This window comes from Streptomyces sp. CNQ085, from assembly GCF_022614595.1.
GTDB lineage: Bacteria > Actinomycetota > Actinomycetes > Streptomycetales > Streptomycetaceae > Streptomyces.
In genome coordinates this window covers 1-16308 of the sequence record NZ_JAJFAU010000064.1, presented here as the reverse complement: position 1 = coordinate 16308, position 16308 = coordinate 1, and the positions used below count along the sequence as shown (strand labels likewise).

Below are 16308 nucleotides of genomic sequence, written 5' to 3'. Positions count from 1 at the left end.
GTCGAGCGGCGGCTCGACACCCGGGTCCGGCTCTGCGGCGGGCTGCGGGGGCGCCTGCTCCAGGACGACATGGGCGTTGGTGCCGCTGATGCCGAACGCGGACACGGCGGCGCGGCGCGGCCGCCCGGTGTCGGGCCACTGCTGCGCGGACCGCAGCAGTTCCACGGCGCCCGTGGTCCAGTCGACGCGGGTGGAGGGCGTGTCGGCGTGCAGGGTGCGCGGGAGGGTGCCGTGTTCGAGGGCCAGGGCCGTCTTGATGACGCCGACAGCGCCGGCGGCTGCCTGGGTGTGGCCGATGTTGGACTTCACCGACCCCAGCAGCAGGGGGTGGGCGCGGCCTTGTCCGTAGGTGGCGAGGAGGGCGCCGGCCTCGATGGGGTCGCCGAGCCGGGTGCCGGTGCCGTGTGCCTCGACGGCGTCCACGTCGGCAGGTGTGAGACCGGCGTCGGCCAGGGCTTGGCGGATGACGCGCTGCTGGGCGGGCCCGTTGGGTGCGGTGAGCCCGTTGGAGGCGCCGTCCTGGTTCACGGCCGACCCGCGGATCACGGCCCGTACCGGATGGCCCAGGCGGCGGGCCTCGCTGAGGCGTTCGACGACGAGCAGGGCGGCGCCCTCGGAGTAGCCGGTGCCGTCGGCGTCCTCGGAGAACGCCTTGGAGCGGCCGTCGCGGGCGATGGCACCGATCCGCTGGATACGGGCGAAGCTCGCCGAGTCGGTCATCACGGTGACGCCGCCGGCGAGGGCGAGCACGCACTCCCCGGCGCGGACCGCGCGCACCGCCTGGTGCAGGGCGACCAGCGAGGAGGAGCAGGCGGTGTCGACGGTGACGGCCGGGCCGTTCAGGCCCAGGGTGTAGGAGACGCGGCCGGACAGGGCGCTGGCGGCGAGGCCGGTGGCGGCGTGGCTCTCGGTGCGCTCGGCGGAGCCGCTGAGGACATGGGCGTAGTCCTGCCCGTTGCTGCCGACGAACACGCCGGTGCGGCTGCCGCGCAGGGTGTGCGGGTCGATGCCGGCCCGCTCCACGGCCTCCCAGGCGGTTTCCAGCAGCAGGCGCTGCTGCGGGTCCATGGTGACCGCCTCGCGCGGGGAGATCCCGAAGAAGGCCGCGTCGAAGTCGTGGGCGTCGTACAGGAATCCGCCTTCGAGACGTCCGCCGCCGTCGGCGAACTCGGTCAGGTCCCAGCCCCGGTCGGTGGGGAAGGGTCCGATGGCGTCCCGCTCCTCGGTGAGCAGGTCCCAGAGGAGCTGCGGGGAGTCGGCGCCGCCGGGCAGCCGGCATGCCATGCCGACGATCACGACCGGGTCCTCGTCGGCGTCGTCATGGTGCCCGGGCCGCTCGGCGGGCTCGGTGTCCTGCCCGCTGCCGGTCAGGGCGTGGAGCAGGTGCTCGGCGAGACCGCGCGGGGTGGGGTGGTCGAAGACGACTTGGGCGGCGAGCGGCAGTCCGGTCGCGGTGACGAGCCGGTTGCGCAGTTCCACGGCGGTGAGGGAGTCGAACCCGGAGGCACGGAACGCCCGGTCGGGCGGGATGTCGGCGGCGCGGCGGTGGCCGAGCGAGGCGGCGGCAGCGGCGCGTACGACGTCCAGGACGAGCGTGGCGTGCTCGGCGGGCGGGGCCGTACGCAGCCGTTCGGCCAGGGGCGTCGTCGGCACGTCCTCGTCGGCCGGTACGGCGGGGTGGCCGTCGAGGACCGGCCTGCGGCGCGGACCGGCGCGCAGTGCGGTGGCCAGGGGTGGGAGGTCGGCCACGAGGAGCGCCGGGTGGGGCTCGGCGGTGGCCTCCAGCAGGGTGGTGAGGGCGAGTTCGGGGTCGAGGCCGCCGAGGCCGGAGCGCCGGCCCTGCGCGTCGTCGAGCCCGGCGGCCATACCGGCGCCGCGCCAGGCCGCCCAGGCGATCGACACGGCTGGCAGCCCCTCGGCCCGGCGGCGGGCGGCGAGCGCGTCCAGCACGGTGTTGGCCGCGGCGTAGTTGGCCTGGCCCGGGTTGCCGAGGGCGCCGGACACCGAGGAGAACAGCGCGAACGCCGACAGGTCGTGGCCCCGGGTCAGTTCGTCGAGGTGCAGTGCGCCGGTGGTCTTGGCGCGGTACACGTCCGTGAACCGTTCGGGGGTGAGGCGGTCCAGTACGCCGTCGTCGAGGACGCCGGCGGTATGCACGACGGCGGTCAGCGGCCGGTCGGCGGGGAGCGCGGTGAGCAGGGCCGCGAGCGCGGCCCGGTCGGCGACGTCGCAGGCGGCGATGTCCACCTCGCAGCCGGCCTCGGCCAGTTCGCGTCGCAACTCGGCCGCACCCGGCGCGTCGGGCCCCCGCCGGGAGACCAGCAGCAGCCGCTCGGCACCCTCCCGGGCCAGGCGGCGCGCGACCTGCGCGCCGAGACCGCCGGTGCCGCCGGTGACGAGGGTGGTCCCGGCCGGACGCCAACCGCCGGGCACTCCCCCGGGCGCCTCGGGCTCCCGTCGAGGCGCCGGCACGAGTCGCCGTACGAGGGCTCCGGTGGCGCGTACGGCCACCTCGTCCTCGCCACCGGGGGCCGTGAGGGCGGCCAGGGCGGTGGCGACGGTGTGCGGGACGGGGTCGTCGGCGGGCAGGTCGAGCAGGCCGCCCCAGCGGTCGGGCATCTCGCGGGCGGCGACCCGGCCCAGCCCCCAGACCGCGGCCTGGGCGAGAGCGCGGGCGCGGTCGGCCTCGGCGGTGGCCACGGCGTCGCGCGTCACGCACCACACGGGTGCCCGCAGCCCGGCGTCGCCGGTCGCCTGAACGGCCGTCAGCGCGTCCAGGAGTCCGGCGGGCAGGTCCGGTGCGTCAAGGTCCCCGAGCGCGGTGAGACACAGGACGCCCGCCGGGTCCGCGTCGCCGGCCGCGTCCCGCAGCAGTGCGGCGAGCGTGGCACGGTCGGCACCGGCCGGACAGCGGACCGGCACGGCGGCGGTGCCCAGGGCATCGGTCAGGGCACGGGCCCACGGGTCGTCGTGCTCCGGCAGCAGGAGCAGCCGGCGGCCCGTCACCTCGCCGGCCGGCGGGAGGGTGTACGGCTGCCACTGCTCACGGTGGCGCAGGGCGTCCAGGGCGGCTCTGCTGCGGTGCCGGGACCGCAAGGACAGCAGGGCCGGTACGACGGAGCGGACGGCGTCCTCCGCGACGCCGAGGCGGCTCGCGAGCGCGGCCGGTTCCGTGCGGCCGAGTGCCGCCCACAGGTCCGTGCCGTCCGCGTCCGGGGCGGTGTGGCGCAGCGGGAAGCGGGTGCGGCGGAACGGGTAGGTTGGCAGGTCGACCCGCTGGGCGCCGGTGCCGGCGAACAGGGCCGTGAAGTCGACCGGGACTCCGTGGACGTAGAGCCGGGCCAGTGCCGTGACGGCGGAGTGCTCCTCGTCCGGGCCGCCGTGCAGCAGGGGTGTGACGACGGCGCCCGGTGGCAGGGTCTCCTGGGCGAGGGCCGTGAGGACACCGCCGGGGCCCACCTCCAGCCAGGCGCCGACGCCGTGCTCCGCCAGGGTCCGCACGCCGTCGGCGAAGCGTACGGTCTCGCGCAGGTGCCGTACCCAGTAGTCGGGGGTGGTCAGTTCGCCGGGTGCCGCGAGCCGTCCGGTGACGTTGGAGACGACGGGCAGGGTGGGTTCGGCGAAGGACAGCTCCGCGACGGCCGTACGGAACGGGTCCAGGGCGGGTTCCATCAGCGGGGAGTGGAAGGCGTGCGAGACCCGCAGGCGTGCGGTGCGGTGCCCGGCCTCGCCCAGACGGGCCACGACGGCCCGCACCGCTTCCTCGGGACCGGAAAGCACCACGGAGCGCGGGCCGTTGACCGCGCCGAGGACGACACCGTCGGTGAGCAGGGGGCGGACCTCCTCCTCACCGACGGCCACGGCGACCATGGCGCCGCCGGCCGGGAGTTGCTGCATCAGCCGGGCCCGCGCGGACACCAGGCGGCAGGCGTCCGCCAGGGACAGCACGCCGGCGACGTGGGCGGCGACGATCTCGCCGACGGAGTGGCCCATGACGTACTCGGGGCGCACGCCCCAGGAGGCGACGAGCCGGTACAGGGCGACCTCGACAGCGAACAGGGCAGGCTGGGCGAACTCCGTGCGGTGCAGGGCCGGTTCGTCCTCGCCCCACATCGCCGACCGCACGCGCGGGTCGAGCTCGGCGAGGACCTCGTCGAGGGCGGCGGCGAACACCGGGAACCGGGCGGCGAGTTCGCGTCCCATGCCGAGGCGCTGGCTGCCCTGCCCGGAGAACAGCACGGCCACGGACGGCTCGTCGCCCGCGACCGCCTCGGCGAGCGGGGGCGCGCCCTCGGCGGAGCCGAGCAGCACGGTGCGGTGCTCGAAGGAGGACCGCCCGGCGGTCAGCGAGTGGCCGATGTCCAGCGGGTCGTGGCCGGCGGCGCGCATGCCCGAAACCTGGTCCGCGAGTGCGTCGGCGCTGCGTGCGGAGACCGGCCAGGGCACCGCGCGCACGGGCAACGGGGTTCTCTCGGCCGTCTGTGGGAGCTCTGGTGCCATCTCCAGGACGACATGGGCGTTGGTGCCGCTGATGCCGAACGCGGACACGGCGGCCCGGCGGGGTCGGCCGGTCCGCGGCCAGTCAGCCGCCTTCCGCAGCAGTTCGACGCGGCCGGCCGTCCACTCGACGGCCTCGGTCGGCTCGTCCGCGTGCAGGGTGCGCGGCAGCCTGCCGTGCCGCATCGCCAGCACCGTCTTGATGACGCCGGCGACGCCCGCGGCGGCCTGGGTGTGCCCGATGTTGGACTTCAACGAGCCGAGCAGCAGGGGGCGTTCGCGGTCCTGGCCGTAGATGGCGAGCAGCGCGGACGCCTCGACCGGGTCGCCGAGCCGGGTGCCGGTGCCGTGCGCCTCCACCACGTCGACGTCCCGCGCTTCGAGGCCGGCCGACGCCAGGGCCTGCCGGATGACCTGCTGTTGGGCGCGGCCGCTGGGGGCGGTGAGGCCGTTGGAGGCGCCGTCGGAGTTGACGGCGGTGCCCCGTACGAGCGCCAGGACGGGGTGCCCGTGGCGGCGGGCGTCGGACAGGCGCTCCACGACGAGGACGGCGACGCCCTCGGACCAGCCGGTGCCGTCGGCCGCGGCGGAGAACGCCTTGCAGCGGCCGTCGGGGGCGAGTCCGCCCTGCCGGCTGAACTCGGTGAAGACCGCCGGGTCGGACATCACCGTGACACCGCCGACGACGGCCAGTTCGCTCTCTCCGGTCCGCAGGGCCTGGACGGCGGTGTGCAGGGCGACCAGCGAGGAGGAGCAGGCGGTGTCGACGGTGAGGGCCGGGCCCTCGAGCCCGAGGACGTAGGCGAGGCGGCCGGACAGGACGCTGGAGGCGGTGCCGGTCATGACGTGGCCCGCGCCGTCGCCGGGGCCCGGGCGCCCGGAGTCCCACTGGTAGGTGCCCGCGTACACCCCCGTGCGGCTGCCGCGCAGGGATTGCGGGTCGATGCCGGCGTGTTCGAGGGCCTCCCAGGCGACTTCGAGGAAGAGCCGCTGCTGCGGGTCCATCGTGGCCGCCTCGCGGGGCGAGATGCCGAAGAACTCCGCGTCGAAGGCGTCGGCGCCGGTGAGGAACCCGCCGCCGCGCGCGGTGGACTCGGCGAGCAGCGCGGTCAGGTCCCAGCCCCGGTCCGCCGGGAAGCCGGTGACGGCGTCCCCGCCTGAGTCGACCAGCCGCCACAGGTCGTCGGGCGAGGCGATGTCCCCGGGCAGGCGGCAGCCCATGCCGACGACGGCGACGGGGTCGTCTGTGACGGCCCCGGGAGCGCGGTCCCTCTCGAGTTCCTCGATGCGCCGGTGCGCACGGCGCAGCTCGGCGGTGACCCTTCGGAGGTAGTCGACGACTGTGTCCTGCTGCTCTTCCTGCACGGGATGTCCCATCGCGTCGGCGGGCGTTCGTGGCCTGCGGTGAGGGGGGCGCCGGTCAGCGGACCGGGAACTCCTTGTCGATGAGGTCCAGGAGCCGGTCGACGGGTGCGGCCGCGATGTCGGCGGCGTCCGTCGTGCCGTGTGTGACATGAGTGCCGTTCACGCGGCTCCGGCCCCGTAGGGGGTCCAGGTCGGACAGCAGTGCCTCGAGGCGGTGCACGGCGCGGTGCCGGGCGGGGTGGTCGTCGGGCAGTTCACGCAGGGCCTGTTCGAAGTCGGCGGGCCAGTCGGGCAGCGGGCGCGGGGTCTCGTCCAGGTGCTCGGCGAGGCGGGCGGCGAGCGCGGCCGGGGTGGGCTGGTCGTAGAACAGGGTGGTGGGCAGGTCGAGGCCGGTGGCGCGGCCGAGGCGGACCCGCAGCTCGGCCTCCGCGTAGGAGTCGAGGCCCTGGGAGCGCAGGGCGAGGCGGGTTTCGACGCGGTCGGGGTCAGCGTGCCCGAGAGCGGCTGCGGCCTCGGTGCGCACCACGGTGAGCAGCGCGCGGACGCGGCGCGGGCCGGTCAGGGCCCGCAGTGCGGCGGCCGGTTCGGCGGCGGGCCGGTCGTCGGCCGGGGACGGTGCGGGCGCGTGCGGTGTCGTGTCCGCCGGGGTGGGCCAGTGGCGTTCGCGTTGGAAGGGGTAGGTGGGCAGGTCGGTGCGGCGGGCGCCGGTTCCGGTGAACAGGGCCGCCCAGTGCACGTCGCTGCCGGTGACGTGGAGACGGGCGAGCGCGGTGAGCAGGGCCGTCTCGGGGTCGGTGCCGGCGCGCTGGGCGGCGACGGTCACCACGCCGGTCCCCGCGAGCAGTTCGACGGTGCTCGCGGTGAGGGTGGCGTCGGTGCCCACGTCGAGGAGGGTGTGGACGCCTGCGCCGCGCAGGGCGGTGACAGCGTCGGCGAATCGTACGGGGTCGGTCACGTGACGGATCCAGTGGCCCGGCGAGGTGTCGGTGACCAGGGTGCCGGTGACGGTGGACACGAGCGGGATGCGGGGCGCGTGCGGTCGGAGGCCGGCCAGGTCGGCGCGGTAGTCGTCGAGGGCGGCGGTCACCAGCGGGGAGTGCGGTCCGTGCGGTGCGGGCAGCGGGTTGGTGGCGCGTCCCTCGGCCGCGAAGGCGTCGGCGATGCGGGTGACTTCGTCCGCCGCGCCGGAGAGCACGATCCGGTCGGGTCCGTCCACGGCGGCGACGGCGACGTTCGCGGTGAGGAGCGGTGCCACCTCGGCCTCGGTGGCGCGTGCGGCGACGGTGGCGGCGGACGCGAGCCGCTCGGCCAGCCGGACCCGGGCGGCGACGATCCGGCAGGCGTCGGTGAGGGACAGCGCGCCGCAGACGTGGGCGGCGGCCACCTCGCCGAGGCCGTGTCCGGCGACGTAGGCGGGAGTGCGGCCGAGGGACTCCAGGAGCCGGTACAGGGCGATCTCGTGGGCGAACAGCAGGGGTTCGGCGGTGAGGTCGGGCAGCAGTGCGCCGAAGGCGTCGCGTACGGCGTCGAGGGCGCGCGCGTACACCGGGAATCGCTGGGCGAGTTCACCGCTGCGGGCGGCGTCGTCCGGGCCGCCGCGTCCGGAGAACAGGACTGCGCACAGGCCGGGTTCGGCGACGCAGCGCACCGCAGTGGGTGTGCCGTCGGCGGAGGCCAGCAGGACAGTGCGGTGCGGCAGCGTGGTGGACCGGCCGGTGGCCAGCGAGTGGGCGATGTCGGCGCGGGCCCGGTCGTCGACGGGGGCGAGGCGGCGCAGCCGGGCGACCGCCGCGTCGAGGGCGTCGGCGGACCGCGCGGAGACCACCCAGGGCACGATGTGCGGGAGGCTGCCGGGCTCGTCGGCCGGGGCGGTCGCGGGCGGTGCCTGTTCCAGTACGAGGTGGGCGTTGCTGCCGCCGATGCCGAAGGAGGAGACGGCGGCGCGGCGCGGCCTGCCGGTGGCGGGCCAGTCGGTGGTCTCGCGCAGCAGCCGCGCCGAGCCGGCCGACCAGTCGACGGCCGGGGTGGGTTCGGACAGGTGCGGGGTGGCGGGCAGGACGCCGTGCCGCAGCGCGAGGACGGTCTTGATGACGCCGGCGATGCCGGCCGCGGCCTGGGCGTGTCCGAGGTTGGCCTTCACGGAGCCGATGAACAACGGGTGTTCGCGCTCGCGCCCGTATGCGGCCAGGAGCGCCTCGGCCTCGACGGGGTCGCCGACGCGGGTGCCGGTGCCGTGTGCCTCCACGGCGTCGATGTCGCCGGGGCCGAGCCCCGCGTCCTGCAGGGCCAGGGCGATCAGCTCGCGCTGGGCGGCGGCGCTCGGCGCGGTCAGTCGGTCGGTGGCGCCGTCGGCGTTGACGGCGGTGCCGCGGATCACGGCGAGAACGGGGTGGCCGCTGCGGCGGGCGTCCGTGAGGCGTTCCAGTACGACGACGCCGACGCCCTCGGCCCAGGCGGTGCCGTCGGCGTCGGCGGAGAACGGCTTGCAGCGGCCGTCGGGGGCGAGGCCGCCCTGCCGTGCGTAGCCGACGAGGCTGCGCGGCGTGGACAGGACGTTGGCTCCGCCGGCCAGGGCGAGCGTGCACTCCCCGGCGCGCAGGGCGCGGACCGCGCAGTGCAGGGCGGTCAGTGAGGAGGAGGAGGCGGTGTCGAGGGTCAGTGCGGGGCCGCGCAGTCCGAGGAAGTGGGCGAGGCGGCCGGAGGCGACGCCGGGTGCGGTGCCGGTGACGGCGTGCGCGGCGGTGTCCTCGGCGGAGCGCGTCGTGACCAGGGCGTAGTCCTCGCCGCTGACGCCGACGTAGACGCCGGTGCGGGTGCCGCCCAGCGACAGCGGGTCGATGCCGGCCCGTTCCACTGCTTCCCAGGCGGTCTCCAGCAGCAGCCGCTGCTGGGGGTCGGTGGCGACGGCCTCGCGGGGCGAGAGCCCGAAGAAGCCAGCGTCGAAGTCGGCGACGCCGTCGAGGAATCCGCCGCGGCGGGGTACGGCGGCCCGGTCCGGTCCGTCGAGGGCGGCCGGGTCCCAGTCCCGGTCGGCGGGCAGCGGGCCGATGGCGTCGCGGGCGGCCAGGAGCAGCTCCCACAGCCCCTCGGGGTCGGTGATCCCGCCGGGCAGTCGGCAGGCCATGGCGACGACCGCGACCGGCTCGGCGGCGACCGGGTCGTCGTGCAGGTCGAGGAACTCCAGTCCGGACAGGATGGTCATGCCGCACCGCCTCCGATGGTTCAAGCACTCAACGAGACTGCTGTGGAAGGTAGGTCGGGGAGGTCTCGGTTTTCCTTAGACCTGCCCGGCCTCCGTGAGGGCGCCGATACGCGTTCGCGCACGGCACACCTGTGGTGCCGTGCGCGAACGGGGCCGGTGGGCGGCCCGGCGGCCCGGTGTGGATCAGTCCCGCTCGGGCTCCTGGGTCCGCAGCCACTCCGCCATGAGCCGGGCGGTCTCGTGGGACCGCTCGGCGATGAGGGTCTGGTGGGTGGCGTCGATCATGCGGGTGGTGTGGGCGGGCACGGGCGGGGCTTCGTCGCCGCGGTTCACCGCGGGCATGGAGGCCGTGCAGCGGATCAGCAGGCTCGGCACGCCGGTCTTGTAGCGTTCCGCGCCGCCGGTGGTCATGCGCAGGAACCACTGGGCCATCGCCGACAGCCGGGCGCTGTCGAGCTTCACGGCGGGCTTGTCGATGTCGGCGAGGTAGTTCTCGTGGAAGAGGTCCCAGTCGACGCCCTCCCCCGCCTTGTACTCCAGGCTGAGCGTGTCGAGCATGATCAGGCCCTCGGGCCGGATGCCCCAGGTCTCCTCCAGTACGCCCGCCGCGCGGTAGGCGAAGGTGCCGCCCATGGAGTAGCCGACGAGGACGAACGGCTCGCCCTCGCTGGCCAGCAGGGCGCTCTCGGCGATGAGCCGTACCGCCGCCTCGCTGTCGGCGGGCAGTGCCTCGCCCTCGGCGAAGCCCAGCAGAGGCAGCGCGCTGACGTGCCGGCTGCCGCGGAACGGGGCCGCCATACGGGCGTACTGGTGCACGCCGCCGGTGGCGCCGGGCGCGCTGACGCAGATCAGCCGGGGCAGCGCGGGCCCCTCGGCGAGGGTGACGGGCTGCGGCAGTTCCGGTACCTCGGCGGTGAGTTCGACCTGGGGGCGGGTCGCCGCGACCGCCATCAGCAACCGCATCGCCTCGAGGGTCTTGCCGTTCCTGACGGTGTCGAAGAACAGGTTGACCACCGAGTCGGGGGCGCTCTCGCGGGCGTTCGCGGTGAGCGTGCCGGGTCCTGCCGCCGTGCGGTTGCCGAGGGCGGCCAGCTGGCTCCGGAGCCACTGGGCGAGCCGGGCGGGGGTGCGGTGGTCGAAGACGGCGGACGTCGGCACCCTCAGCCCGAGGGCCTCGCCGAGCTGGTTGCGCAGTTCCAGGGCGATGAGCGAGTCGAAGCCCAGGGTGAGGAACTCGCGGTCCGGGTCCAGGGGCCCGTCCTCGCGCCGCCCGAGCAGCACCGCGGAGGTCTCCACGATCAGGTCGGTCAGCGCCCTGTGCTGATCCGCTGCGTCCAGCCGGGCGAGCCGGTCGCGGAGCGTGGCGAAGGACCGGGTCGCGGTGGCGGCGGTGCGCCGGGGGCCGCGCAACAGGCGGCGCAGCAGGGGCGGTACGTCGCCACCGGCGCGGGTCCGGTCGATGCGCAGCGGCACGAGGTGGGCTTCGTCGCGGGCGAGCGCGGCGTCGAACAGGGCGAGCCCGAGGTCGAGTCCGAGCGGCGGCGTCCCGGAGCGTTCCATGCGCTGCACGTCCGTCTCGGTCAGCCGCGTGGTCATGCCGGTGCGGCGGGCCCAGAACCCCCAGGACAGGGAGGTCGCTGGCAGCCCTTGGGCGCGCCGGTGGACGGCGAGGGCGTCGAGGTAGGCGTTGGCGGCGGAGTAGCCGGCCTGGGCCTGGCTGCCGAGGACGCCGGAGACCGAGGAGTACAGGACGAACGCGGCGAGATCCATCTCCCGGGTGCCCCGGTGCAGATGCCAGGCGCCGTCGGCCTTGGGGCGCAGGACGGCGGAGACCCGCTCGGAGGTGAGCGCGGACAGCACACCGTCGTCCAGGGCGCCGGCGGTGTGCACGACGGCGGTCAGCGGGTGCTCCGCGGGCACCGCGGCCAGCAGCGCGTCCACGGCACCCGCGTCGGCGACGTCGCAGGCGGCGACGGTCACCGAGGCGCCGGCGGCGGTGAGTTCGGCGCGCAGGGCGTCGGCGCCGGGCGCGGCCTCACCGCCGCGGGACGCCAGCAGCAGATGCCGTACGCCGTGCCGGGTCACCAGGTGCCGGGCGAGTTCGCCGCCGAGGCCGCCGGTGCCGCCGGTGATGAGGACGGTGCCGTCCGGGTTCCAGTCGGCGATCCCGCCGGCCCGGTCGGCCCCGTCGGCCCGGGCGAGCCTGGGCACGCGCGGCCGGCCCTCGCGGACCGCCCACTGTTCCTCCTCGGCCACGAGCAGGGCCGGCAGGACCGTGGCGGAGGTCTCCGCCTCGTCGAGGTCGACCAGGACGAAGCGGCCCGGGTTCTCGGACTGGGCGGAGCGGACGAGGCCCCACACGGCGGCGGCGACCGGGTCGGTCACGTCGCCGCCGTCCGGGGCGACGGCGCCGCGCGTGACGAGCAGGAGCCGCGAGCGGTCGAGCCGCTCGTCGGCGAGCCACTCCTGGAGCAACGTCAGAGTGCGGGAGACGGTGTCGTGCACCGCGTCGGGTTCTTCGCCGCCGGCGACGGAGGCGAGGAAGCCGTGCGGGACGGGGCCGTTGTCGCCGTCCTTGCCGATCGCGCCGGCGAAAGTCTCGGCGTAGGCGACCACGCTCTCCCCCGCCAGCGCGAGCGCCTGGCCGAGTCCGTGGGCGTCGTCGCCGACGACGGCCCAGCGGGCACCCCCGGGTGCGGCCAGGTCGGCCGGCGCGGGTTCCCACTCGAGGTGCAGCAGGGCGTCGCGCGGGTCGTCGGCCGGGGTGGCGGCGGGCCGGTCGGTTCCGGCGCGCAGGGTGAGGGTGCCGACGGTCACGACGGGGTCGCCCTCGACGTCGGTCGCGGTGATGGCGAGGGTGTCGGGTCCGGTGCGGACGATGCGGGCGCGCAGCACGGTGGCGCCGGAGGCGTGCAGGGTGACGTCCTGCCAGCTGAACGGCAGCGTCCGCTCGTGGTTCTCCTCGCCCGCGTGGACACCGGCGTGCAGTACGGCGTCCAGGAGCGCCGGGTGCAGGCCGAGGCCCTGGGTGCCGCCGGCCGGTTCGGGCAGGACGACCTCGGCGTACGCGTCGTCGTCCAGCCGCCACACGCCGCGCAGCCCCTGGAAGGCGGGCCCGTAGTCGAGCCCGGCGCGGGCGTAGCGCCGGTAGATGTCGCTCACGTCGACCTCGGTGGCGCCGGCGGGCGGCCACTCGGTGGTGTCGAGGGGGGCTGGGGTGACGGGATCGTGGGAGAGGACGCCGGTGGCGTGCAGCCGCCAGGGCGCGTCGCCGCGGGCCGGGCGGGAATGGAACCGTATGCCGCTGCGGCCCTCCTCGTCGGGCGCGTCGACCCGGACCTGCACCTGGACGGCTCCGCGTTCGGGCAGGACGAGCGGGGCGGCGATGGTGAGTTCGTCGACCCGGCCGCAGCCGGCGGCGTCACCGGCGCGCACGGCGAGTTCGAGGAATCCGGTGCCGGGGAAGAACAGGGCGCCGGACACCCGGTGCTGGCCGAGCCAGGGCTGCGCGGACAGGGACAGGGTGCCGGTGAGGACCAGGTCGCCTGAGTCGGCGACGGTCACGGCGGCGCCGAGCAGCGGGTGCCCGGTCGCGTCGAGGCCGGCGCCCGACACGTCGGTGGTCGCGGCCGCGGCGGTGGGCCAGTACCGCTGCCGCTGGAAGGCGTATGTGGGCAGGTCGACGACCTTGGCCGGGCCGAAGGCACCCGAGGCCGTCCAGTCCACGGGGACGCCGCGGACGAAGGCCTCGGCGAGGAAGGTGAGCAGCCGGTCCGTGCCGTCCTCGCCGCGCCGCAGCGTGCCGACGGCGGCGGCGCGGGCGCCGGCCGACTCGGCGCACGAGTGGACGGCGCCGGTGAGCACGGGGTGCGGTGAGCACTCGACGAACCGCGTGCAGCCCTGGTCGAGCAGCGCGCGCACCGCGTCGGCGAACCGCACGGTCTGCCGCAGATTGCGGCACCAGTACTCGGCGTCCATCGAAGCGGCGTCGAGGCGTTCGCCGGTGACCGTGGACAGCAGCGGGATCCGCGGGGCGCGGGCGGTGACGGGCGCAAGGTCGGTGAGCAGGTCGGCGTGCAGGTCCGCCACATGGGCGGAGTGCGAGGCGTAGTCGACGGCGATGCGCTTGACGCGGACGCCCTCGGAGGCCAGTTGGACGAAGAACTCGTCGAGCGACGCGGCGTCGCCGCTGACGACGACGGCGTCGGGGGCGTTGACCGCGGCGAGGGACAGCCGCCCGTCCCAGCCGGCGAGGCGAGGCTCTACGTCGGCGGCGGCCAGCGGGACCGCGACCATGCCGCCGCGCCCGGCGAGCCGGCGGGCGATGGCCCGGCTGCGCAGGGCCACGACGCGGGCGCCGTCGGTCAGGGACAGCGCCCCGGCGACGACGGCCGCGGCGATCTCGCCCTGGGAGTGTCCGACGACCGCGTCCGGGGAGACGCCGTGCGCCTCCCAGACCGCGGCGAGCGCGACCATGACCGCCCAGGTGGCGGGCTGCACGACGTCGACGCGGTCCAGTGCGGGGGCGCCCTCGGCGCCGCGCAGGACGTCGACGAGGGACCAGTCGGTGAACTCGGCGAGGACGGCGCCGCATTCGGCGATACGGGCGGCGAACACCGGGGACTCCTCCAGCAGCCGGGCGCCCATGCCGGCCCACTGGGCGCCCTGCCCGGGGAAGACGAGAACGGTACGGCCCTCGTGGTCGGCTGTGCCGCGCACCACTCCTTCGGCCACCGTGTCGCCCGCGGCGAGCGCGTCGAGTCCGGCGAGGAGCGCGTCGCGGCCGACGCCCACGACGACCGCGCGGTGCTCGAACACGGCACGGGTGGTGGCGAGGGAGTGGGCGATGTCGGCGGGGTCCACGGCGGGGCCGCGGGTGACGTCGGCGGCGAGTCCGGCGGCCTGGCCGCGCAGGGCGGCGGGGGTACGGGCGGACAGCACCCACGGCAGCGGCCGGTCGGCTGGCGCCGCGACGGCCGTGTCGTCCGTTGTGGAAGGGACGGGGTCGGCGGCCTGTTCGAGGACGACGTGCGCGTTGGTGCCGCTGATGCCGAACGAGGAGACACCGGCCCGGCGGGGCCGCCCCGTGGCTGGCCAGGGCCTGGCGCGTTCGAGCAGGGCGACCGGCCCCCTGGACCAGTCGATGTGCGACGAGGGCGTCTCGACGTGCAGGGTGGGCGGCAGGGTGCCGTGGCGCAGGGCCATCACGGTCTTGATGACGCCGGCGACTCCGGCGGCGGCCTGGGTGTGGCCGATGTTGGACTTCACGGAGCCGAGCAGCAGCGGTCGGCTGCGTTCGGGTGCGCCGAAGACCGCCATCAGGGCATCGGCCTCGATGGGGTCGCCGAGCGTGGTGCCGGTGCCGTGTGCCTCGACGGCATCGATGTCCGAGGGCGTGAGTGCGGCGGCGGCGAGGGCTTGGCGGATGACGCGCTGCTGGGAGGGGCCGTTGGGCGCGCTGAGCCCGTTGGATGCGCCGTCCTGGTTGACCGCCGAGCCCCGCACCACGGCGAGGACCCGGTGGCCGTTGCGTTCGGCGTCGGACAGCCGCTCGACGACGAGGACGCCGACCCCCTCGGACCAGCCGGTGCCGTCGGCCGCGTCGGAGAACGCCTTGCAGCGGCCGTCTGAGGAGAGACCGCCCATGGCGGTGAAGCCGGAGAAGCTCGAGGAGCTGGTCATCACGGTGACACCGCCGGCCAGGGCGAGTTCGCACTCGCCGCCGCGCAGCGCCTGGGCGGCCAGGTGGAGGGAGACGAGGGAGGAGGAACAGGCGGTGTCGATGGTGGCCGCCGGCCCCTCCAGGCCGAACACGTAGGCGATACGGCCGGACATGACGCTGGCCGCGAGGCCGGTGCCAAGGTGGGTCTCCATGTTCTCTGCGGACCGGGCGACGAGTTCGGCGTAGTCCTGGCCGTTGGTGCCGACGAACACGCCGGTGCGGCTGCCGCGCAGCGTGTGCGGGTCGATACCGGCTCGCTCGAAGGCCTCCCACGTGGTCTCCAGCAGGACGCGCTGCTGCGGGTCCATCGCCACGGCCTCGCGGGGGCTGACGCCGAAGAACTCGGGGTCGAAGTCGGCGACGTCGCACAGGAATCCGCCCTCGGCGGTGGCGCTGTGCCCGCGGCCCGAGCCGGCCAGGACGTCGAGGTCCCAGCCCCGGTCGATGGGGAACGGGCCGATGGCGTCGCGGCCGCCGACGACCAGGTCCCACAGGTCCTCCGGGGACCGCACGTCGCCGGGAAAACGGCAGGCCATGCCCACGATCGCCAGGGGCTCGTCGGTGACGGTACGGGCGGCGGGCAGCGGAGCCGGGGCATGGGCCGGTTCGCCGAGCAGCGTGTCGAGGAGGTGCTCGGCGAGGGCCCGGGGCCGCGGGTGGTCGAAGAGCAGCCCTGCGGGGAGCGGCAGGCCGGTGACGCGGGCCAGCCGGGTGCGCAGCTCCATCGAGGTCAGCGAGTCGAAGCCGAGGTCCTGGAAGGGCTTGTCCGGCCGGATCGCCGTGGGGTCGGGGTGGGCGAGAACGGCCGCGGCCTGGGTGCGCACCAGGTCGAGCAGCAGCGGCAGCCGCTCCCCAGGAGTCGTCGCGTGCACCCGGTCCCGCAGCGCACGACGGGCCTCCTCACCAGCGGAGCGAGAGGTGCGGGCCGTGCGCAGGGCGTCCTGGCCGGCGGGGAGCGCGGCCAGGGCGGGCGAGGGGCGGAGGCTGAACAGGGCTTGGAGGAACGGCGGGTACTGGAGGTCGGCGACCACGGTGACGGCGTGCGGTTCGGCGACCAGCTCCGCGAGCGCGGTGAGCGCCGCGCCGGGGTCGAGCAGGGCGGCTCCGGAGGCCCGTTCGGTGTCCTGGAGTCCGGCGGCCATGCCGCCGCCGTCCCAGGCGCCCCAGGCGACGGAGGTGGCGGGCAGCCCCTCGGCGCGGCGCCGCTGCGCGAGCGCGTCGAGGACGGTGTTCGCGGCGGCGTAGTTGCCCTGACCGGGGTTGCCGACCGCGCCGGCCACCGAGGAGAACAGCACGAACGCCGAAAGGTCGCGCTCCCGGGTCAACTCGTCCAGCAGCAGCGCGGGATTGACCTTGGCCCGGAAGACGTCCGTGAATGTGTCGGGCGTCAGTCCGTCCAGCACCGCGTCGTCGAGCACACCTGCGGCGTGTACGACGGCGGTCAGCGGCAGGGCGGCCGGGATCGCCTCCAGCGCCGCCGACAGCTCCGCACGGATCGCGGTGTCACACGCGGCGATGGTCA

The 16308-nt window shown here is 75.8% G+C and carries 3 protein-coding genes; all 3 read right to left on the bottom strand.

Annotated elements, in window-relative coordinates; translation table 11 throughout:
• Nucleotides 1-5862 (bottom strand): type I polyketide synthase (locus LJ221_RS13030; protein WP_241716541.1); only part of this gene is annotated, 5862 nt, incomplete at its 3' end.
• A 55-nt stretch (nt 5863-5917) separates the two neighbouring features.
• Nucleotides 5918-9064, bottom strand: a complete 3147-nt coding sequence (locus LJ221_RS13025; protein WP_241716539.1) for a type I polyketide synthase — start codon at nt 9062-9064, stop codon at nt 5918-5920.
• 183 nt (nt 9065-9247) lie between these two features.
• Nucleotides 9248-16308: type I polyketide synthase (locus LJ221_RS13020; protein WP_241716537.1), on the bottom strand; the 7061-nt coding region annotated here is incomplete at its 5' end.